Source organism: Streptomyces sp. NPDC050422 (genome assembly GCF_044458665.1).
Classification (GTDB): domain Bacteria; phylum Actinomycetota; class Actinomycetes; order Streptomycetales; family Streptomycetaceae; genus Streptomyces.
Window position 1 is genome coordinate 25,718 of record NZ_JBITIE010000022.1, and the last position, 19,872, is coordinate 45,589.

At 72.2% G+C, this 19,872-nt stretch carries 20 protein-coding genes; 10 read left to right on the forward strand and 10 right to left on the reverse strand.

What is annotated here, in order from left to right:
- Positions 1-12 precede the first annotated feature (12 nt).
- A complete protein-coding gene (locus tag ACIBJG_RS30725) occupies positions 13-687 on the reverse strand; it encodes a formylglycine-generating enzyme family protein (RefSeq protein ID WP_399312411.1) in 675 nt (224 codons plus the stop codon).
- Between the two features lie 92 nt (positions 688-779).
- Positions 780-1,172, reverse strand: coding sequence for a nuclear transport factor 2 family protein (locus ACIBJG_RS30730; protein ID WP_399312413.1), 393 nt, complete (start codon positions 1,170-1,172; stop codon positions 780-782).
- Positions 1,173-1,338: 166 nt separating this feature from the next.
- Between ACIBJG_RS30730 and ACIBJG_RS30735 the strand changes: the two genes are divergently transcribed.
- The 4 genes from ACIBJG_RS30735 (at position 1,339) to ACIBJG_RS30750 (ending at position 4,446) form a co-directional block, all read left to right on the forward strand.
- Positions 1,339-2,037 carry an alpha/beta fold hydrolase gene (locus tag ACIBJG_RS30735; protein WP_399312415.1) on the forward strand — a complete coding sequence of 233 codons (699 nt, stop codon included), beginning with the start codon at positions 1,339-1,341 and terminating at the stop codon, positions 2,035-2,037.
- Positions 2,038-2,144: 107 nt separating this feature from the next.
- Positions 2,145-2,822: an ABC transporter permease gene (locus ACIBJG_RS30740; RefSeq protein ID WP_399312417.1), complete on the forward strand. Its 678-nt coding sequence runs from the start codon at positions 2,145-2,147 to the stop codon at positions 2,820-2,822.
- Positions 2,819-3,496, forward strand: coding sequence for an ABC transporter permease (locus tag ACIBJG_RS30745; RefSeq protein ID WP_399312419.1), 678 nt, complete (start codon positions 2,819-2,821; stop codon positions 3,494-3,496). The genes ACIBJG_RS30740 and ACIBJG_RS30745 overlap by 4 nt, the downstream gene beginning before the upstream one ends.
- The gene (locus tag ACIBJG_RS30750) at positions 3,493-4,446 is read left to right on the forward strand and encodes an ABC transporter substrate-binding protein (protein ID WP_399312421.1); all 954 of its coding nucleotides are present in this window, start codon (positions 3,493-3,495) and stop codon (positions 4,444-4,446) included. The genes ACIBJG_RS30745 and ACIBJG_RS30750 overlap by 4 nt, the downstream gene beginning before the upstream one ends.
- Positions 4,447-4,461: 15 nt before the next feature.
- Here ACIBJG_RS30750 and ACIBJG_RS30755 read toward each other — a convergent pair whose 3' ends face one another.
- Together ACIBJG_RS30755 and ACIBJG_RS30760 are read right to left on the reverse strand one after the other, a co-directional pair.
- The gene (locus ACIBJG_RS30755; RefSeq protein ID WP_399312423.1) at positions 4,462-5,391 is read right to left on the reverse strand and encodes a PmoA family protein; all 930 of its coding nucleotides are present in this window, start codon (positions 5,389-5,391) and stop codon (positions 4,462-4,464) included.
- Positions 5,388-6,539: a Gfo/Idh/MocA family protein gene (locus tag ACIBJG_RS30760; protein ID WP_399312425.1), complete on the reverse strand. Its 1,152-nt coding sequence runs from the start codon at positions 6,537-6,539 to the stop codon at positions 5,388-5,390. Before ACIBJG_RS30760 ends, ACIBJG_RS30755 begins: the two co-directional genes overlap by 4 nt.
- Positions 6,540-6,708: 169 nt before the next feature.
- Here ACIBJG_RS30760 and ACIBJG_RS30765 point away from each other — a divergent pair, with 169 nt between their 5' ends.
- A complete protein-coding gene (locus ACIBJG_RS30765) occupies positions 6,709-7,857 on the forward strand; it encodes a serine hydrolase domain-containing protein (protein WP_399312427.1) in 1,149 nt (382 codons plus the stop codon).
- Positions 7,858-7,893: 36 nt separating this feature from the next.
- On the opposite strand, the gene ACIBJG_RS30770 is transcribed toward ACIBJG_RS30765, so the two are convergent.
- Entirely contained in the window at positions 7,894-9,057 is a 1,164-nt protein-coding gene (locus tag ACIBJG_RS30770) for an ABC transporter ATP-binding protein (RefSeq protein ID WP_399312428.1), read from the reverse strand.
- A 104-nt stretch (positions 9,058-9,161) separates the two neighbouring features.
- Between ACIBJG_RS30770 and ACIBJG_RS30775 the strand changes: the two genes are divergently transcribed.
- Positions 9,162-10,457: an alpha/beta fold hydrolase gene (locus tag ACIBJG_RS30775; protein WP_399312430.1), complete on the forward strand. Its 1,296-nt coding sequence runs from the start codon at positions 9,162-9,164 to the stop codon at positions 10,455-10,457.
- Positions 10,458-10,580: 123 nt separating this feature from the next.
- Here ACIBJG_RS30775 and ACIBJG_RS30780 read toward each other — a convergent pair whose 3' ends face one another.
- The gene (locus tag ACIBJG_RS30780; protein WP_399312432.1) at positions 10,581-11,153 is read right to left on the reverse strand and encodes a rhodanese-like domain-containing protein; all 573 of its coding nucleotides are present in this window, start codon (positions 11,151-11,153) and stop codon (positions 10,581-10,583) included.
- 100 nt (positions 11,154-11,253) lie between these two features.
- Here ACIBJG_RS30780 and ACIBJG_RS30785 point away from each other — a divergent pair, with 100 nt between their 5' ends.
- The gene (locus tag ACIBJG_RS30785) at positions 11,254-11,532 is read left to right on the forward strand and encodes a metal-sensitive transcriptional regulator (protein ID WP_359080136.1); all 279 of its coding nucleotides are present in this window, start codon (positions 11,254-11,256) and stop codon (positions 11,530-11,532) included.
- 43 nt (positions 11,533-11,575) lie between these two features.
- On the opposite strand, the gene ACIBJG_RS30790 is transcribed toward ACIBJG_RS30785, so the two are convergent.
- The 3 genes from ACIBJG_RS30790 to ACIBJG_RS30800 are packed head-to-tail and all read right to left on the reverse strand — an operon-like array spanning position 11,576 to position 14,126.
- Complete coding sequence (locus ACIBJG_RS30790; RefSeq protein WP_399312434.1) at positions 11,576-12,334, reverse strand: sulfite exporter TauE/SafE family protein; 759 nt, start codon at positions 12,332-12,334, stop codon at positions 11,576-11,578.
- Complete coding sequence (locus tag ACIBJG_RS30795; RefSeq protein WP_399312436.1) at positions 12,331-12,699, reverse strand: rhodanese-like domain-containing protein; 369 nt, start codon at positions 12,697-12,699, stop codon at positions 12,331-12,333. Before ACIBJG_RS30795 ends, ACIBJG_RS30790 begins: the two co-directional genes overlap by 4 nt.
- A 50-nt stretch (positions 12,700-12,749) precedes the next feature.
- Positions 12,750-14,126, reverse strand: a complete 1,377-nt coding sequence (locus ACIBJG_RS30800; protein WP_399312438.1) for a rhodanese-like domain-containing protein — start codon at positions 14,124-14,126, stop codon at positions 12,750-12,752.
- 146 nt (positions 14,127-14,272) lie between these two features.
- On the opposite strand from ACIBJG_RS30800, the gene ACIBJG_RS30805 reads away from it, so the two are divergent.
- Positions 14,273-15,004 (forward strand): PIG-L deacetylase family protein, encoded by a 732-nt coding sequence (locus tag ACIBJG_RS30805; RefSeq protein WP_399312439.1) that lies wholly within the window; start codon positions 14,273-14,275, stop codon positions 15,002-15,004.
- A gap of 95 nt (positions 15,005-15,099) precedes the next feature.
- Entirely contained in the window at positions 15,100-15,933 is an 834-nt protein-coding gene (locus ACIBJG_RS30810; protein WP_399312441.1) for an enoyl-CoA hydratase/isomerase family protein, read from the forward strand.
- Positions 15,934-15,964: 31 nt separating this feature from the next.
- Here the strand turns inward: ACIBJG_RS30810 and ACIBJG_RS30815 are convergent, their stop codons facing one another.
- Positions 15,965-16,894 carry an SDR family oxidoreductase gene (locus ACIBJG_RS30815; protein ID WP_399312443.1) on the reverse strand — a complete coding sequence of 310 codons (930 nt, stop codon included), beginning with the start codon at positions 16,892-16,894 and terminating at the stop codon, positions 15,965-15,967.
- 212 nt (positions 16,895-17,106) lie between these two features.
- On the opposite strand from ACIBJG_RS30815, the gene ACIBJG_RS30820 reads away from it, so the two are divergent.
- A complete protein-coding gene (locus tag ACIBJG_RS30820) occupies positions 17,107-19,776 on the forward strand; it encodes a beta-N-acetylglucosaminidase domain-containing protein (RefSeq protein ID WP_399312445.1) in 2,670 nt (889 codons plus the stop codon).
- The last annotated feature ends 96 nt before the right edge of the window (positions 19,777-19,872 follow it).

The following is a 19,872-nucleotide window of genomic DNA, read 5'->3' on the forward strand; positions in this document are numbered from 1 at the left end:
GGAGGAGGCAGCTCACCGCGTGCCGGAGCGCGCGACGCGGAATCCCGTGTCGTCGATCCGGAACGTCGGGTGACTGCGGCGGCGCACCGAGGCCCGGCAGCTCCAGCGCTCGTCGAACCAGCCACCACCGCGCAGCACCCGGTAGGTGCCGTACACCTCGGCGTCGTAGACGTCCCAGCACCACTCCCACACATTGCCCAACGTGTCGTGCAGGCCCCACGCGTTGGGCTGCCGGCCGCCCACGTCGTGCGGCCGCTCCTGTGAGTTGCCGCGATGCCAGGCGATGTCGTCGAGCGGCCCGTACCGTGCCTCCGTCGTGCCGGCCCGGCACGCGTGCTCCCACTCGGCCTCGGCCGGCAGCCGGTACCCGTCGCAGGCCGTGTCCCACGCGACCCGGGCGGCGTCCTCGTGGAGGGAGTAGGCGGGCGCCAGCCCCTCGCGCAGGGACAGGGCGTTGCAGAATCGGACGGCGTCCAGCCAGGAAACCCCTTCCACGGGCAGCAGTTCGCCCTGCGCGGTGCTCGGCCGCTCGCCGGTGACCTGCGCGTACTGGGCCTGGGTGACCGGGAACACCGCGAGCCGGTACGGTGCGAGATCGACTGCCCAGCTGTGCTGCGTACGACGGTCGGACAGGGTCACCCGTCCCGGTGGAAGGTCGGCCATGACGATCTCGGTACTGGTGTCCATAGGGCGGTGATCCTATCAATCACGCTTCCTGCGGATTGAACGTGCGACGGGTCAACCGCCTTCGTTCCCCGGTGGCTTGAGCGGGCACAGGTTCAGCCTGCCGAGGCCTCACGGCCGATCTGTTCGAACCGGGCTCCCATGGCCGCGGCCAGTGCCTGCGCGGCCGAAAGGGGCCGGACCATGACCATCAGGTCGTCGATCTCGCCCGCCTCGTTCATGTGCAGGAAGTCGCAGCCGTTGATCTTCCGGTCACCCACCTTCGCCTCGAAGACGAGCGCGTGGTCGCGGCCGTCGTCGCTCGTCATCTCCCGGAGGTAGCGGAAATCCGTGAAGACCTCGTCGACCGCCCGCAGGATGGCGGCGGTGAGGGCCTTGCCGAGGTAGGGCTTGAACGCCACCGGGCTGGTGAAGACGACGTCCTCGGCCAGCAGTGCCTCGACCGCGCCGAGGTCGTGCGCCTCGACGGCCTTACGGAAAGGGTGCATGCCGAGCTCCATAGTCAATTTGTTGAATAGGTGTGAAGGAGACTAATCACATCGGCGCAGACGTGTCCAGACCTGCGCCGGTGAACGGCACGGCCGGGCCAGGAGCAACGCGGGGCCCCTGCCCTCGGACCGAGGCGTTGTCATACCCCTCGGCTACGTTTTCCCCATGACTGATTTCGTGTTGGTGGCGGGGGCCTGGCTCGGAGCGCCGGCGTGGGACGACGTGGTGCCCGGCCTGCGAGCGGCCGGACACGGCGTGTACCCGGTGACCTTGTCCGGCATCGGTGAGAAGCAGGACAGACCGGTCGGCCGGCAGACCCATGTGGCCGACATCGTCCACGAGGTGGATCGCCGCGGTCTGCGTGACGTCGTTCTGGTCGGACACAGCTACGCGGGCATCCCCGTCGGACAAGCCGCCGAACGCATCGGTGACCGCCTGGCCCGCGTCGTCTTCGTGGACGCGAGCGTCCCGGCCGACGGCGAGTCGTTCGTCTCCACCTGGTGGCAGGGCCCGGCCGCACTGGAGGCAGAGCTCGCGGGGAACGGCGGCTCCTGGGCTCCGCCGGCCGCGCCCGACTTCGCAGGACAGGGCCTCACCGACGCGCAGACCGCACGGATCGTGAACGGCGCCACGCCGCACCCGGGCGCCGCGCTGAGCGACCCCGCGGTGCTGAGCGGCCCGCTCGGCGAGCTTCCGGCGAGCTACATCAAGTGCCTTCTCGACGGCCCCGAACCGGGCGATGACGTGGCCGCGTTGCTGACCGGTGAGCGGTGGGAGCTGATCACGATGGACACGGGCCACTGGCCGATGTTCTCCCGGCCGGACGAACTGGTCACGATCCTGAACGGCGTAGCAGCGCGCTGACCGGCCGCCGCTCAGGCTCACCCGTCCGGGGGGTGTGCCACGCCGCACGCCCTCGGACAGTCGATCAGGACGCGCGCCCCCGCACCGCTCCGGGCTGCAATGGACGGGTGATCGCGCCCCCGGACGACTGCCTCGCGCGCAACGAGTGGATCTGCGGCGCCTATCTGAGCAGCCGTCGGCACATCCTCTGGGACGCCATGCTGCAACACCTCCAGCTGACCGCGGTCTCCGTACTCATCGGACTGGTCATCGCACTGCCGCTCGCCCTCGCGGCCCGCCGCTGGCGCTGGGCCGCAGGACCGGTGCTGGGGGTGACGACCCTCCTCTACACCGTCCCGTCCCTCGCCATGTTCTCGCTGCTGCTCCCCGTGTACGGACTCTCCGCCTCACTCGTCGTGGCGGGCCTCGTGCTGTACTCGCTCACCCTGCTCGTACGGAACATCCTGGCCGGGCTGCGCGCCGCACCCGAGGAGACCCGGCAGGCGGCACGCGGCATGGGGTACGGGCCCGTACGGCTGCTCGTCGCCGTGGAACTCCCGCTCGCCCTGCCGGCCGCCATGGCCGGCCTGCGCATCGCCACCGTCTCGGCCGTCTCCCTGGTCACCATCGGCGCGATCGTCGGTTACGGCGGACTCGGCAACCTCATCTACTCCGGGATGAACACCTACTTCAAGGCCCAGGTGCTCACCGCCTCCGTCCTGTGCGTCGTCATCGCCGTCGCCGCCGACCTGCTGCTGCTCCTCGCGCAGCGCCTGCTCACCCCCTGGACACGGAGGCAGTCGTGAACACCCTCTCCGACGCCTGGAGCTGGCTCACGACCTCGGCGCACTGGTACGGCGACGACGGCATCTGGTTCCGGCTGGCCCAGCACCTCGTCCTCACCGTCGTCTGTCTGCTGATCAGCTGCCTCATCGCGCTGCCCGTCGCCCTGGTCCTCGGCCACCTCGGCAAGGGCGGCGCCCTTGCCGTCAACATCTCCAACGTCGGACGCGCCGTCCCCACCTTCGCCGTCCTCGTCCTGCTGCTGCTCACCCCGATCGGGCGGTTCGGGGAGGGGCCGACCGTCGTCGCGCTCGTCCTGTTCGCCGTACCACCGCTGCTCACCAACGCCTATGTCGGCATGCGCGAGGTCGACCAGGACGTCGTACGGGCGGCCCGGGGCATGGGCATGACGGGCCGGCAGATGCTCACCCAGGTCGAGGTGCCGCTCGCGCTGCCGCTGATCCTGACGGGCGTACGGATCGCGGCGGTCCAGCTCGTCGCCACCGCCACCATCGCCGCGCTGGCAGGCGGCGGGGGACTGGGCCGCATCATCACCGCCGGCTTCAACCGCGCCTCCACCGCCCAGGTGGTCGCCGGGGCGGTGCTGGTCGCCGTGTTCGCCCTGATCGTGGAAGGCCTCTTCGAGCTGGCACAGCGGCTCGCCCCCGACCGGTTCGGCGGCGGGAACGCCGGATGAGGGCCCGGCACACGATCGCCGTGGCCCTGCTCCTGCTGGCACCGGTCTCCGCCTGTACCACCGGACCCACCCTGGAGAACCAGGGCGACGTCACCGCCCCGCCCGGCGACAGCAAACACCTCACCATCGGCTCGGCCGGATTCACCGAGAGCGATCTGCTGGCCCAGATGTACGCGCTGCTGCTCGACCGGGCCGGATACTCCACGGAGATCATCTCCGTCACCAACCGGGAGATCTACGAACCGGCGCTGGAGAGCGGCCAGATCGACGTCGTGCCCGAATACGCCGCCACGTTCGCCGACTGGCTGAACGCCAAGAAGAACGGCGCCGGCGCCGCCCCCGTCGGCTCGCCCGACCTCGCCACCACCATGAAGGCGCTGCGCGCCCTGGCCGCACCCCGCGGCCTCACCGTCCTGGACCCCGGCCGCGCCGTCGACCAGAACGCCTTCGCGGTCACCTCCGCCTACGCGACGAAGCACCGCCTGAAGTCGCTGAGCGATCTGGGGAGGTCGGGGCTGCCGGTCCGCCTGGCCGCGGGCGACGAATGCGTCCTGCGCCCCTACTGCGCCCCCGGGCTCAAGAAGACGTACGGCATCGACGTCACCGGGGTCGACCCGAAGGGCGTCGGCACGACCCAGGCCAAGCAGGCCGTCCGGAGCGGCCGCGACCAGATGGTGCTGACCACCACCACGGACGCCACCCTGGACGACTTCGGCCTCGTCCTGCTCCCGGACGACAAGCACCTGCAGAACGCCGACTACCTGGTACCCGTCGTCAACCGGTCCCGGGCGGGCAGCGAAGGCGTCCGTACGGCGCTGGGCAAGCTGAACACCGTGCTGACGACCAAGGACCTGGCCCGGCTGAACGAACAGGTGGACAGCTGGCGCCGGCTCCCCGAGGACGTGGCCCGCACCTATCTGCGGTCCCACCACCTCATCTCCGACGACTGACCGCCGCACGCGGGTTCACCAGACGAGCTCCGCGAGCCGTGCCTCGATCCGCTCGCGCTCCCACGCCCCGTCCGCGACGACCACCCGGTAGCGCCGGGCCAGCGTGGCCCCGGGCGCCAGGACGAGTTCGTCATGGAAGGCGAAGGACGGGGCGACCGCGGCGAAGGGGTCGTTGCGGACGAACCAGTGCGCGGGGTGCTCACCGCCCGCACCCGTGTGGTCGTTCTCCGGAGCGTGGGCGAAGACGAGCGTCGCATGGCCGTCCGCCCCGTCGTGCTCGCCGCCGTACGCCAGCCAGGAGGCCTGCCGGCCCATCACCTCGGGGCCCTCGCAGTCCGGGGTGAGGATCCGGCCGTCACGGAAGGCGCGCGGGCCGCGCCAGAACAGCCCCGTGTAGCCCGCGCCCGCCCGCCCGTGCGTCGTCGGACTGCCGAACCGCAGGGGTTCGTCCCGCCGGTTGGTGACGGTCGACGACCACGTCAGCACCCAGCTGCCGGACGCCGGATCGATGTCGTGCACCTCGACCCGGCGTACCTCGTCGGCCCACAGCTCACCGCTGTACGGATGCCAGCTCAGCCGCTCGGCGACCGTGGCCCCGTCCTCCCGCACCGACACCTCGTCGAAACCGCGGTGCGCCATGGATCCCACCCGCTCGGGCAGCGGCTGATACCCCTCGCCCCGCACATAGGTGTTGCCGCCCCACAGGTTCTGCCCCGACAGGTGCGAGGCGGTCAGCTGCAGCCCCTTGTGCCAGCGATGGTCGTTGGGCCGGTAGCCGGTCACCACCCGGCCCGACAACGTGCGCAGCGGATGGATGTACGGCTTCGGCGCCTCCCAGGCCGCCTCGGGCCGGTACACGTACCGCAGGAGTTCGACCCCGCTGTCCGCCACCGAGACGCCGATGTGGTCGCCGTGGCGGTGCACCAGGGCCGGCCGGCCGGTCACGCGGACGTCTCCACCGGCTCGGGCGCCCAGCCGGGGGCGTTGCCGTGCAGGGCGCTGTAGTACGGGTCGCCGGGGCCGATCTCGCCGGCCCGGACCGTGTTCCCGGTGAAGGCGGCCTTGTACAGGGCGGCGACCAGTTCCAGGCTGGTACGTCCGTCGGCGCCGCTGCTGCGTGGCCGGCGGCCGGCCCGCAGGTCGCTGAGCAGGCCGCGCAGCTGGGCCTCGTGGGAGCTGGGCACATCGGCGCCGAAGTCCCGCCAGCGGGTTACCTGTTCGGCCGTCACCCCGGGAGCCGGGGTGATCCGCCAGTCGGCGTTGCGATGGCCGTACAGGTGGGTGAGCTCGACCGTGGCGCGCTCGCAGTCGATCCGGATCCGGCTGACCTCGTCCGGGCTGAGGACGCTGTTGACGATCGTGGCCATGGTGCCGTTCTCGAAACGGACGAGTGCTGTGGAGACGTCCTCCGTCTCCACGTCGTGCACCAGCCGTCCCGCCATCGCGCGGATCTCCGACCACGGACCCAGCAGATCCAGCAGCAGATCCATCTGGTGGATGCCGTGGCCCATCGCCGGGCCGCCGCCCTCCGTGCTCCAACGCCCGCGCCAGGGTGCGGAGTAGTACGCCGTGTCCCGGTACCAGGTGGTCTGACAGTGGGCGACCAGGGGGCGCCCCATCGCCTGTTCGGCCAGCAGCGCCCGGACGTGGTCCGAGCCGGAGCCGAACCGGTGCTGGAACACGATCGCGGCATACGGGCCGCCCCGGTCGGGCCCCTCCGCCGCCTCGATGGCGTCGAAGTCCTCCAGCGAGGGGCACGGAGGCTTCTCGCACCACACCCAGGCCCCGGCACGCAGCGCGGCGACGGTCTGGTCACGGTGGAAGCGGGGCGGGGTGCCGAGCGTGACCAGATCGGGGCGCTCCTCGGTGAGCATCCGGCCGAGATCCGTGTACGGCCGGCCGGCGCCCGCATCGGCGCAGAACCCCTCCACGGACGCGGCGTCGACATCGACCGCCGCGATGATCTCCAGGGGCTGTTCGGCGGCCAGCGCACGCAGGGCAGGCAGATGGCTGACGCGCGCGATCGCGCCCGTGCCGACGATCGCGACCCGGATCGGCCTGCTGGGGGAAGCCTGGCTGGGCGTGACAAACACCTCCGCGGTGAAGGGGGCGCCCGCCCGATAGCAAGCGCTTTCTCCCGAGCGGAAACCTAGGCTTCACGCAGGGCTCGGGTCAAGGGAGACGGTCCCCGGCGGCTGCCGCCGATGAGTTCGCACCCTCGCGGGAGTCATCCTGTCGACCCCTACGCGAGAAGGCGGAACGATGAACACCCTGCGCGAAGTACTGGAAACGCACGCACGCGATGGATCGGTGCCGGGAGCCGTGGCCCTGGTGGCCGGGGGAGACCGGGTGGACGTGCAGGCAGTGGGAAGCGCCGACGTCGGCGGCGGCACCCCGATGGCCCCGGACTCGATCTTCCGGATCGCCTCCATCACCAAACCCGTCGCCGCCGCGGCGGCCATGATGCTGATCGAGGACGGCCGGTTCGGGCTGGACGACCCGGTGGCGCCCTGGCTGCCCGAACTGGCGTCGCCCGTGGTCGTGCGCACCCCCGGGAGTCCGGTGCACGACGTGGTCCCGGCTGCCCGGCCCATCACCGTGTTCGACCTGCTGACCTCCCGGGCGGGGTACGGATTCCCGTCGGACTTCTCGTTGCCCGCCGTCGCGCCCCTGTTCGGCGAGTTGAAGCAGGGCCCGCCACAGCCTCGGGCCGTCGCCGCCCCGGACGCCTGGATGGCGACGCTCGCACACATCCCGATGCTGTACCAGCCGGGGGAGGCGTGGCTGTACAACACCTGCTCCGACATCCTGGGCGTCCTGATCGCCAGGGCCTCCGGGCAGTCGCTGCCGGAGTTCCTGGCCGAGCGGCTGTTCGAGCCGCTCGGCATGACCGACACCGGTTTCCACGTACCTGCGGAGAAGCTCCACCGCTTCACCAGCTACTACCGGGCCGGTGAGGCGGGGAACCTCGAACTCGTCGATGCCCCTGACGGGCAGTGGAGCAGCACGCCGGCCTTCCCGTCGGCGGCCGGCGGCCTGGTCTCGACCGTCGCCGACTGGTACGCCTTCGGCCGGATGCTGCTCGACGGCGGGAGCGCGGGCGACCGCGCTCTGCTGACCCCCGCATCGGTGAGGCAGATGACGACCGACCACCTGACACCGGAACAGCGCAAGGCGAGCGGACTGTTCACGGAGGGCCAGGGGTGGGGGTTCGGCGGTTCGGTGGACGTCGAGCGGACCGATCCCTGGAACGTACAGGGCCGCTACGGCTGGGTCGGCGGCACCGGAACCACGGCGCACATCATCCCGGCCACCGACACCGTCGCGATCATGCTCAGTCAGGTGGAGATGGCCGCTCCCAAGCCGCCCCGGATGATGCGGGACTTCTGGCGCCACGTCGGCGGCGCGTGAACCCCGTACACCCGGGGGAACACCGGGAGCTGTCCGTCAGGCGTCCGCCACCGAGTCGAACTGCACCTCGTCGCGTCCCACGCCCTGCGCGTCCGCGTCCACCGAACGGCGCAGGGCCTCATGCAGTTTGGCCGGAGTGAGCACACCGAGGAAGCGGGCCCCGTCCAGCACCGCCACCCACCCGGCGTCGTGCTGGAGCATCTCGCTGAACGCCTGCTTGAGCGGGGCCCCCACCGGCACCCACGCGTCCATCCGGCGGGCCAGTTCACCGACCGTCCCGTGCTCCCCGGCGATCCGCAGCGCGTCCGCCGACACCCAGCCGTGCAGCTCACCGTCACCGTTCAGCACCACCGCCCACCGCGAAGCGGCGGCGCCGAGCCGGGCCGCCGCCACCGAGGCCCGCTCGTCCAGCCGGGCGACCGGCGGCTCCTCCAGGTCGTGCGGCTCGATCGTGGTGACCGACAGCCGCTTCAGCCCGCGGTCCGCGCCGACGAACCGCGCCACGTACGGGGTCGCCGGCGACCCGAGCACCGCGCCCGGGCTGTCGAGCTGCTCGATGCGTCCCTCCCCGTACACCGCGATCCGGTCACCCATGCGCACCGCCTCCTCGATGTCATGGGTGACCATCAGCACCGTCTTCCTGACCGTGGCCTGCAGGCTCAGGAACTCGTTCTGCAGCCGCTCCCGCACCACCGGGTCCACCGCGCCGAACGGTTCGTCCATCAGCAGCACCGGCGGGTCCGCGGCCAGGGCCCTGGCCACCCCGACCCGCTGGCGCTGGCCGCCCGAGAGCTGGGCGGGATACCGTGAGCCGTACGTACCGGGGTCCAGGCCCACCAGATCGAGCAGTTCGGCGGCGCGCGCCCGCGCCCGGGAACGCTTCCAGCCGACCAGCGCCGGGACCGTCGCCGTGTTGTCGAGGACGGTCCGGTGCGGGAAGAGCCCGACCTGCTGGATGACGTAGCCGATCCGGCGGCGAAGCTTTACCGGGTCGACCTTCGCGATGTCCTCACCGTCGACCAGGATGCGGCCCGAGGTCGGTTCGATCAGCCGGTTCACCATCATCATCGTGGTCGTCTTGCCGCAGCCCGAGGGGCCGACCAGGGTGACCAGTTCCCCCTCGGCGACCTCGAAGGACAGTTCGTCGACCGCGGTCGTCCCGTCCGGGTAGACCTTGCCGACCTGCTCGAACCGGATCATGACTGCACGGTAGGAGCCGGACGGGTCCGCCGCACACGGGCCGGGACCGTCCGGGGCACGACGGTGTGCTGAACTGTCCGTGAACCATCGATCCAGGAGCCCCCTTGAACAGCTATCGTCAGCCCGGCCTCGTCCTCACCGACCGTCACTTCACCGTGCCGCTCGACCACACCGACCCCGGCGGTGAGCAGATCGAGATCTTCGGCCGCGAGGTGGTGGCCGGCTCCCGGGCCGGCGAGGAACTGCCGTGGCTGCTCTACCTGGAGGGTGGCCCCGGCTTCGGCGCCCGGCGTTTCACCGGCGCGGAGGCCTGGCTGGGACGGGCGGTGAAGGAGTTCCGGGTGCTGCTGCTCGACCAGCGCGGCACCGGCCTGTCCTCCCCGGCCAACCGGCAGACGCTGCCGCTGCGCGGCGGTCCGCGCGAGCAGGCCGACTACCTCGCGCACTTCCGCTCCGACAGCATCGTGCGGGACTGCGAGCTGATCCGGCCGCAGTTGACGGGCGGCGCGCCCTGGACCGTCCTCGGTCAGTCCTTCGGCGGCTTCTGCGCCGTCCGGTACCTCTCGTCCGCACCGGAGGGTCTCAGCACCGTCCTGATCACCGGCGGTCTGCCCGCTCTCGACGCCCATGCGGACGATGTCTACCGCGCCGCGTACCCGAGGATCGAGCGGAAGGTCGCCGCGTACTACGCCCGCTACCCGCAGGACGTCGAGCGCGCCCGCGAGATCACCGCTCACCTTGCGGAGCACCGCCCGGAGAGTGCCGGACACCGGCTGACACCCGAGGGGTTCCAGTCCCTCGGCATCATGCTCGGCGGGGGCAATGGCAACCACCAGCTGCACTATCTGCTGGAGAACGCCTTCGTCACCACCCCGCACGGCACCGAGCTCTCCGACACCTTCCAGGAGGCAATGCGCACGGCCAACTCGTTCGCCGGGCACCCGCTCTACGCGGTCCTGCACGAGGCCATCTACGGCCAGGACGAGCGCCCCACCGGCTGGGCGGCCGAGCGGGTCCGTGCGGAGTTCCCGCAGTTCGACGCGGAGGCCGCCCTCAAGGGTGACGGTCCGGTCCTGTTCACGGGCGAGAGCATCCACCCCTGGCACTTCGACGTCGACCCGGCACTGCGCCCGCTCCGCGAGACCGCCGAGCTGGTCGCCACCCGCGGCGACTGGGAGCCGCTGTACGACATCGAGCGCCTGGCCGCCAACGAGGTGCCGGTGGCCGCCGCCGTCTACCACGACGACATGTACGTGGACACCGCGCACGCGCTGCGCACCGCCGCCGCGATCCGCGGGCTGCGCACCTGGGTGACCGACGAGTTCGAGCACGACGGACTGCGCGCGGGCGGACCGCGGGTGCTGGACCGGCTGCTCGCCCTGGTCCGCGACGAGGCCTGAGTTCGGGTACGGGCACGCGCCACCCGGTACGGGCACGCGCCACCCGGTACGGGCACGCGCCACCCGGTACGGGCGGGGGCCGGTCGCACGCGTCGTGCGACCGGCCCCCGCCCGTTGTGGGGCTCAGCCCTGGAGTGCGTCCAGCGTCGCGTTCAGGTTCGCGGCCGAGCGCGGGGCGCGGTTGTGCGGGAGCTTCGCCAGCACCGCCGCCATGCCACAGGTGTTCGTCACGGCGGAGAAGACGAGACCGGCTCCGATGCCGGCGGACAGCCAGCGCGCGGCAGGGCGGCGCACCCCCACGAGGAGACCGGCCACCACGAGCGATCCGGCGGCGAGCCGCACCTGACGTTCCATCGGCCAGGTGGCCCCGCCGCCCTCCGGGCGGTCGAGGCCGTGGCCTTCGCCCTCCCAGGCAGAGGTTCCGCCGGAGAGTGTCGCGGCGTCGATGTCGGCCGCCGAGAGGATGTCGCAGGCCCGCGTCGAGCGGACACCGGAGGCGCACACCACGAGCAGGTCGCCACGGGCCGAGGCGGACTTGAGCGCGGGCACCGCCTCGGAGAGACGGTCGAGGGGAATGTTCAGGGCGCCGGGGACGTGCCCCGACGCGTACTCGCCGGGAGCGCGTACGTCGATCACGGTGAACTCCGCGAGACGGGCGGCCGCCTGGGCGGGGGAGAGGGATACGGGGCTGGTCACGAGCAGTGTTTCCTTTCGTTCACCGGGTGTGAGGCGGAGACTCGGTCTCTCCTGCCCCGGACGGGCTAGAATACCCCTTGGGGTATGAAAAGGAGGATGTGTGGAACTCGACATGGCGGCCGATGAACTCAAATCGGTGCTCAATCGCCTGCGCCGCGCACAGGGTCAGCTCACCGGAATCATCAGGATGATCGAGGAAGGGCGCGACTGCGAGGACGTCATCACTCAGATGGCGGCCGTTTCGCGGGCGCTCGACCGGGCCGGCTTTGCGATCATCGCGACGGGACTTCAGCACTGCATGGCCGACGGCAGCAGTGAACCCGCGGACCGGGACCAGATGCGGGCCCGGCTGGAGAAGCTGTTCCTCTCGCTGGCCTGAGGCGGAGCGGCGGCGCCCGGCGCCGTTTCGCACGACGTCGCGTTCATACGACGGCGTCGACGGCCATGAACGCGGCGACGGCCAGCAGGACCGCCCCGAAGATGCGTTGCAGCGCGTCCGTGGAGACCTTGGCGGCCAGCCTTTTCCCGTCCCAGGCACCGAGGACCGCCGTCGCCGTGAACGGGGCGATGAGCGCCCAGTCCAGCACCGTGGGCGTCGCGAGCCGGGCGGCCAGTGCGGCCGTGGAATTCACCGTGATGACGAGCAGGCTGGTCCCGACGGCAGCCGACATCGGCACGGCGAGGACGGTGACCAGCGCGGGAACGGCGAGGAAACCGCCGCCCACCCCGAGCAGACCCGTCACCGCACCGAGCCCGGCTCCTGCCCCGGCAGCCCTCCCGACCGGCACCGCGTCAGGCCGTTTCCCGTCCGGCTGCGGCGTACCGCTCGTGCGGAGCATCCGGACCCCGGCGACGACGGCGAGCACCGCGAAGGCCGCGGTCAGGACCCCGGAGGGGATGCGCACCGACAGCGCCCCGGCGAGTGCCGCCGGCACGATGCCCGCCGCTGCGAAGAGCCCGCCGGTCCGCCAGCGCACCTGCCCGTCCCGGGCGTGGGCGAGCAGGCCGGTGAGCGAGATCGCGATGACGATGAGGAGACCGGCGGTGGTGGCCGCTGCCGGGCCGAAGCCGAGCAGATAGATCAGTGCGGGCACGGCGATCACGCTGCCGCCGCCGCCCAGTCCGCCGAGCGCGAGGCCGACCACCGCGCCGGCGATCAGCGCCAGAACGAGCGGGGTCATGCGACCGTGCCCGCGTTGCCGCGCCGGTCCCGCACCGGGAAGCCCGCTGCGGCCCAGGCGGTCATGCCGCCCATGACATCGACGACGGGAACCCCGCGGCCCGAGAGGATGCGGGCGGCCTGCCGGGAGCGGTGGCCGGAGCGACAGACCACCACCACGGTTCGGCCGGCCGGGGCGGGCGGCGGAGCCCCTTCGACGAGCGCGGACAGCGGCAGGTGGGCGGCTCCGGGCGCGTGACCGGCGTTCCACTCGGACGGTTCGCGTACGTCCAGCAGGACGGCCGCACCGTCGGCGGTGCGCCGCCGGGCCTCGGCGGCGCCGATCCGGCCGGGGCCGCGACGGAAGAGGGACTTCAGGGATGGCATGGAAACAACTCCGGAAGGGACGGGAGACACGCTCTGGCCGGCGGCCGGCGTCAGGCGGCGGACCGGGGCGCGATCACGGTCAGGCCGGCCGCGGCGGCGGCGGCGAACCCGTCGTCCACCGCCACCACCGCCCGGCCCGCGGCGTCCAGCAGCGATGCGGCGATCGCCGCACGCATGCCGCCCGCGCAGTGCACCCACACCACTCCCGGCGGCACCTCGTCCAGGCGCCCGGGCAACTCGTGCACCGGGATGTGCACCGAGCCGGCGAGCGCGCCGTTCGCGCGCTCGGCGGTGCGCCGGACATCGAGGACAGGCGGTTCCTCGCCGCGCTCCCGCGCCGACGCGAGGTCCGCGAAGCCGGCCCTGGGGAAGGACCGGAGCTCCTTTGGTCCGCTCACCCAGGACTCGGGAGCGCCGGTGGCCGCGGCGACGGGCCGGCCGATGCCCACCCGGGCCAGTTCGCGCTGGGCGTGTGCCACCTCCTCGGCCGTGCTCGCGAGGAGCGTGACCGGCCTGCCCCAGGGGATCAGCCAGGCCAGATACGTCGCGAGCTGCCCCGCGCCCTCGAAGTTGAACGAACCGGCCACATGCCCCTGTGCGAACGCCACCCGGCTGCGCAGATCGACCACCCACTCGCCGGCCGCCAGCCGCCCGGCGATGTCCTGGGCACCGGCCCGAGCCGGCGGTGTCAGGTCCACGAGGGACGGGCCCGCCGCGTTCGCCGGCCCCATGTGCGCGTAGTACGCGGGTACGTCGTCCAGGCCCGCGAGCAGGTCGGCGACGAACGTGTCCACGTCCTTGACGAGTGCGGCGTTCCGCCCCCGTTCGGCACCGATCGTCGACGAGGTCCCCTCGGCGTGGGAGGAGGAGCAGAAGCTGCCGAAGCCGTGCGTCGGCAGCACTTCGACCGCGTCGTCCAGCTCGTCGGCGAGGCGGTGCACGGAGGCGTGCTGGGCCCGCGCGAGCGTGCCGGTCAGCCGGGGCTCCACCAGGTCGGGCCGCCCCACGCCGCCGATCAGCAGCGAGCCGCCGGTGAACGCGGCTACGGCGCGACCGTCCTCTTCCAGGACGTACGCCGTGTGGTGCGGGGTGTGTCCCGGCGTGGCCAGCGCACGCAGCGCGAGTCCGGCGTCGACCGGTGCTCTGTCGCCGTCGGCCACCGGGGTCCGGGCGAAGGACACCGCCGCGGCAGCGGGAACCAGATACGCGGCGCCGGTGAGGCGCGCCAGTTCCAGCCCGCCGCTCACGTAGTCGTTGTGCAGATGCGTCTCGGCCACCGCGAGGATCCGCACCCCGCGCACCGCGGCTGCCGCGATGACCCGGTCGATGTCGCGCGGCGGGTCCACCACCACGGCGGACCCCGGCCCTCCCGCCAGATAGCTGCGGTTGCCGAGGCCCGGTGTGTCGATGGTGTCGACGAAGAACACGACACGCTCCTTCCGTAACGATGCGTGATGTACCCCCGGGGGTATTTACTCCGAGGCTAACACTGATACCCCCAGGGGTATTCATGCGGTGGCTGAGACGTACGAGACACAGAGCCCCGCACGGCCGGGCCGGTTAGCCTGCGGACATGACGGAGCAGCTCGAACCCATGCCCGCGGACTGGCAGCGCGCCCTCGCCGTCGTCGCTCACCCCGACGACCTGGAGTACGGCTGCGCGGCGGCCGTCGCCGGATGGACCGACGGCGGGCGTGACATCACCTACCTCCTGGCCACGCGGGGTGAGGCCGGGATCGACACGCTCGAACCGGTGAGATGCGCCCCGTTGCGCGAGCAGGAGCAGCGCGCGAGCGCGGCGGTCGTCGGCGTCTCCCGCGTCGAGTTCCTCGACCACCGCGACGGAGTGATCGAGTACGGCATCGGCCTGCGCCGGGACATCGCGGCGGCCGTCCGCCGCCACCGGCCGGAGTTGGTGATCACGCTCAACCACCGCGACACCTGGGGCGGTGTCGCATGGAACACCCCCGACCACTGCGCGGTCGGGCGCGCCACGCTCGATGCGGCGGCCGATGCCGGAAACCGCTGGATCTTCCCGGAGCTGACCGGGCAGGGCCTCGAACCGTGGGACGGCGTGCGCTGGGTGGCCGTGGCCGGGTCGTCCACGCCCACGCACGCCGTCGACGCGACAGCCGGTCTCGAACGGTCCGTGCAGTCGCTCCTGGCACACCGCACGTACATCGAGGCCCTCACGGACGAGGACCCCGAGGCGTACTGCCGCACCTTCCTGACGGGCAACGCGCAGGCCTCCGCCGAGCGCTTCGGCGGCCGCCCGGCGGTCGCCTTCGAGCTCTTCGCGCGCTGAGCGCGGACGGGCTCTGGCCCCGTGCGGGTGGGGCGCCGTACGCTGAGCCGCGCACCGGAATCTGACGGTGCGTCAGTCAAGGGAGGGGTGGGGCCGTGCTCGACATCCTGGACCACGAGATCCCGCACGGCCAGGAGCGGATGACGCTGCGGATCGAGGACGGTGTCGGTCTGTTGACGCTGTGCAGGCCGCAGCAGCTGAACGGCTGGAGCTGGGAGTCCAGCAGGCAGCTCGGCATCATGGCCGACCGGCTCCGCTTCGACGACTCGGTCCGGGCGGTCCTGTTGCGGGGTGAGGGCCGGGCCTTCTGCGCCGGAATCGATGTCACGGCGCCCGGCGGCGACATCACCGGCCGCACCTCCGCCGAGCGCATCCAGCGCTACTACGAGGGCATCCGCTGGGTTCACGAGCGCTTTGCCGCGTTCGCCGGGCTTCCGCAGCCGGTCATCGCCGCCGTACAGGGCTACTGTCTCGGCTTCGGCTTCGAACTCGCGCTCATGGCCGACATCCGGATCGCCGCGGACGATGCCGTGTTCGCGCTGCCCGAGGCCGGGATCGGGGTGGCGGTCGACGCCGGCGGCGACATGCGGATCGCCCGCGAGGCCGGGGCGGGCTGGGCGAAGTACCTCGCGCTCACCGGCCGCCGGATCGACGCGGCGACGGCCGAGCGGATCGGGCTGCTCCAGGCCGTCACGCCCCTCGGTGAACTGGAGGGCGCCGCCCGGTCCGTCGCCGAGGCCGTGGCCGCGAACGCGCCCCTGGCCGTACGCCACATCAAGCGCTCCGTCGACGCGTACGCGGACGCCGGCCTCGGCGAGGCGCTGGACCGCACGGCCCTGGCCGCGGCTCTCACCCTCACCTCACAGGACGCCGCCGAAGGCTATGCCGCGAAGGCGGCCCGCCGCCCGCCGCACTTCGACGGGATCTGACGCCGCCGTCCGCACCCCTTCGCGGCTCGGCTCATTCGGTGTCGGGCAGGGTGAAGGGCCCGCGGCCCAACTGCTCGCGCACCGGCACGACGGGCGGCGCGACCAGGGAGCGCCGCTGCCAGTTCGCCCCGTCGACCACGAGCGAGTGGCCGGAGACGAACGCGGCGTACGGCGAGGCCAGGAACGTGGCCGCCCAGCCCAGTTCGCGCGGCAGGCCCACCCGCAGCGCGGGCTGCCGCGCGTCGAGCTCCCCGCCCGCGCTGCCCGCTTGCGCCTCGTCCCGGTCGAGGTGGCCGCGGATGTCACCGGTCATGTCCTCGTGCGGCATCAGCCCCGGCACCAGCCCGTTGACGCGGATTCCGTACGGTCCCCACTCCACGGCGAGGGTCTCGACCAGGTTCTTCACTCCGGCCTTCGCCGCCGCGGAGTGCGCGTACCCGGGGCCGCCCGTCCAGGCGTACGAGGCGCCGACGCACAGGATCGACCCGCCGGTCGCTGCGGCGAGGTGGCGGCGCCCGAACTCCCGGGTCATGAACCAGGTGCCGGTCAGCGTGATGTCGAGCACCGCCCGCCAGGCGTTCGGCGACAAATCCTCGGCGGGTGACGGGAAGTTGGCTGCCGCGTTGTTGACGAGCACGTCGGGCGGCCCCAGTTCGGCCTCGGCCGCGTCGAACACCTCCGTGATCCTCCCCGGGTCGCGGATGTCGCCCGTTACGGCCAGGACCCGGCCCCCGGTGAGGGGTGCCAGCTCCTCGCGGGCGGCGGCCAGCCGCTCGGCGTTCCGGCCGACGAGCACCAGATCGGCGCCCAGCCGGGCGAACTCGGCCGCGACGGCCTTGCCGAGACCGGACCCGCCGCCGGTCACCAGGACCACGCTGCCGTCGTACGTGCCGGGGGGCAGGGCGCTCGCGCCGAGCGGGGGAGGGGCGGCGATTCCGGGAGTGTGCGTGCTCTCCGTCATGCACGCATGGGTACCGCTTCCGCCGGCACAAGGCCAGGCCTGGGAGGTAAAAGGTAGGGGCTCGTACGAGATGAAAGTCCAGGGTTGCGAGACGAAAGTCCAGGTCCAGGCGCTGATGTTGTCCAGACCATTGACATGCAAGCGCCAGAATGTTGAATTCGGTGTCGTTGTGTTGCGCGACCCTGGTGACTTGAGTGACCGATGGAGGATCTGTGACGCCTCGCCCACCCCGCCTCACCGCAATCGCCGCGGCAGCGGCCCTGCTCGCCGGTGGTCTGCTGACCGCCCTGCCCACCGCGCAGGCGGCCGACGGCAGCCCGGCCGGCCCGCCGGCCAAGGCCCAGGACACCCCGGCCATCACCCCGACCCCGCAGTCCGTGCAGAACAGACCGGACCGGGTCACGATCACGCCCACCGTCACCCTGGTTGCCGGGGGGACTGCCGACGGACCGACGCTCGACGTGGTGACGGCAGCCCTGCGCAAGGCCGGTGCACAGCGGGTCGTCCGTGCCACGAGGCCGGCCCCGAACGGGCTCAACGTCCACGTCGGCGACTCCGGCGCACTGGCCGCCCAGAAGCTCGAAGGGCCCTCCGAGCTGCCCGCCGACGGATACGTCCTCGGTATCGGAGCGGGCCGGATCGTCCTCGCCGGCAAGGACGCCACCGGCACGTACTACGCCGCGCAGACCCTGCGCCAGATCCTGCCGCAGCAGGCACACCCTGGGGCTCGCGTCGCCGGACTCGCGGTCCGGGACTGGCCCGGCACCGCGCTGCGCGGCGTCATCGAGGGCTTCTACGGCACCCCGTGGTCCCACGAGGCCCGCCTCGATCAGCTGGACTACTACGGCGAGCACAAGATGAACATCTACGTGTACTCGCCCAAGGACGACGCCTACCTCCGCGAGAAGTGGCGCGACGCGTACCCCGCCGACCAGCTGGCCCAGATCAAGGACCTCACCGACCGCGCGGTTCAGCGGCACGTCGAGTTCACCTATGCGCTCTCTCCCGGCCTGTCGGTCTGCTACAGCTCCGACGCGGACGCGAAGGCGCTCGTCGACAAGTTCCAGACGATCTGGGACATCGGTGTACGCACCTTCGCGGTGCCGCTCGACGACATCAGCTACACCAACTGGAACTGTGACGCCGACAAGGCGAAATGGGGGACCGGCGGCGGTGCGGCAGGCGCGGCACAGGCGTATCTGCTGAACAAGGTCAACCAGGAGTTCATCGCCACCCACCCGGGTGCCGAGCCGCTCCAGATGGTCCCCACCGAGTACTACAACGTGTCCCCGTCCCCGTACAAGGCGGCCCTCTCCGAACAGCTCGACCCGGACGTGCTCGTCGAGTGGACCGGTGTCGGCGTGGTCGCGCCGACCATGACGGTGGCTCAGGCCGACGCGGCCCGGAAGGTGTTCGGGCACCCGATCCTGACCTGGGACAACTACCCGGTGAACGACTACGCGACCAACCGGCTGCTCCTCGGCCCGTTCAACGGCCGCGAGAAGGGGCTGCCGGGCCGGCTGGCCGGGATCACCGCCAACCCGATGATCCAGCCGTACGCCTCGAAGCTCTCGCTGTACACCGTCGCGGACTACGCCTGGAACGACGGGGCGTACGACGCGCGCACCTCGTGGGGCAAGGGCCTCAAGGAGTACGCGGGCGGCGACTCCCGTACGGAACGGGCACTGCGTGCCTTCGCCGACGTCAACTACAGCTCGGCGCTCAACACCGACAAGGCGCCGGAGCTGTCCGCCGAGTTCGCCCGCTACTGGAAGTCCGGTGACGCGAAGCGGCTCACCTCGGTGCTCACCGACCTCGGTGCCGCTCCGGCCCGGCTGCGCGCGGACCTTCCGGACCGCGGCTTCATCGAGGACTCGGGCCCCTGGTTGGACGCTACGGAGTCCTGGGCGACCGCGGCCCGCACCGCCCTGCGGATGGTCGAGGCGGCCCGCGCCGGAGACGGCGGCCGGGCCTGGGCGCTCCGGCAGCAGCTGCCCGCGCAGGTCGAGCACGCCAAGTCCTTCACGTACACCGGGCTCGGCGGAGGCAAGGTGCCGGTCCTCGTGGGTGACGGGGCCCTGGACGGTTTCATCGGCGCGGCCACGGCCGAGCACGACAAGGAGCTCGGTGTGAGCGGCCGGCCCACGGCGGCGACGAGCCTCGGCACGTACCAGTCCAACACCCTCGCCCGGATCCTCGACGGCGACGACTCCACCTACTTCTGGAGTGACGGGGCGCCCGCGGCGGGCGACCAGCTCACCGTCGACCTCGGGGAGACGAGGGACTTCAGCGGAGTCACCCTCGCCATGGCCAAGCCCGGCAGCACCGAGGACTACCTCCACGCGGGCGTGCTGGAGTACTCGTCCGACGGGCAGGACTGGACACGGCTCACCGAGTTCTCCGGCAAGCCCGATGTCACCGCGACCGTCCCCGCGGGCACCGAGGCCCGCTACGTGCGGGCCAGGGCGACCGCCGGTCAGAACAGCTGGCTCGTCGTCCGTGAGTTCAGCGTGGCGACCACGGACGGCGAGATCACGGGCAACCCGCCGGCCGCCGCCGGATCGGCGCTGCGCTCGGCGGCCGACGGCGACCCGGGCAGCGTGTACCGGGCCTCGCGCGCACCCGAGGCGGGCGAAGGGCTTCAGGTGAACCTCGTCGCCGCGCGTGCGGTGGGGGCGGTCACGGTCCTCCAGCCGGCCGGCTCCGAGGCCGCGGCCGACATCCAGGCGCGGAACGCGGACGGGAGCTGGCAGACCATCGGCACGCTCGACGGCCCGTACACGAGGATCGACGCGGCGGGCCGGACCGCCGACGCCGTACGCCTCGCCTGGCACGCGGGCTCCGCGGCCCCCGTGATCGCGGAGGTCGTGGTCGGGAAGTAGCGGCACCGTTTGCCCGTGCGCCCGGCGCCGCCGCACCTCCAGGGGCGGGGCCGGGCGCACTCATGTCGCCGCCCGGCCGAATCGGTCACCCGCAGG

Bases quoted from the DNA above. Each gene is read 5' to 3' on its own strand.
- ACIBJG_RS30795 (WP_399312436.1), bottom strand. From the start codon at position 12,699: ATGCCATCCCTGAAGTCCCTCTTCCGTCGCGGCCCCGGCCGGATCGGC.
- ACIBJG_RS30815 (WP_399312443.1), bottom strand. From the start codon at position 16,894: ATGACGGAGAGCACGCACACTCCCGGAATCGCCGCCCCTCCCCCGCTC.
- ACIBJG_RS30770 (WP_399312428.1), bottom strand. From the start codon at position 9,057: ATGATCCGGTTCGAGCAGGTCGGCAAGGTCTACCCGGACGGGACGACC.
- ACIBJG_RS30725 (WP_399312411.1), bottom strand. From the start codon at position 687: ATGGACACCAGTACCGAGATCGTCATGGCCGACCTTCCACCGGGACGG.
- ACIBJG_RS30765 (WP_399312427.1), top strand. From the start codon at position 6,709: ATGAACACCCTGCGCGAAGTACTGGAAACGCACGCACGCGATGGATCG.
- ACIBJG_RS30730 (WP_399312413.1), bottom strand. From the start codon at position 1,172: ATGCACCCTTTCCGTAAGGCCGTCGAGGCGCACGACCTCGGCGCGGTC.
- ACIBJG_RS30805 (WP_399312439.1), top strand. From the start codon at position 14,273: ATGACGGAGCAGCTCGAACCCATGCCCGCGGACTGGCAGCGCGCCCTC.
- ACIBJG_RS30790 (WP_399312434.1), bottom strand. From the start codon at position 12,334: ATGACCCCGCTCGTTCTGGCGCTGATCGCCGGCGCGGTGGTCGGCCTC.
- ACIBJG_RS30750 (WP_399312421.1), top strand. From the start codon at position 3,493: ATGAGGGCCCGGCACACGATCGCCGTGGCCCTGCTCCTGCTGGCACCG.
- ACIBJG_RS30735 (WP_399312415.1), top strand. From the start codon at position 1,339: ATGACTGATTTCGTGTTGGTGGCGGGGGCCTGGCTCGGAGCGCCGGCG.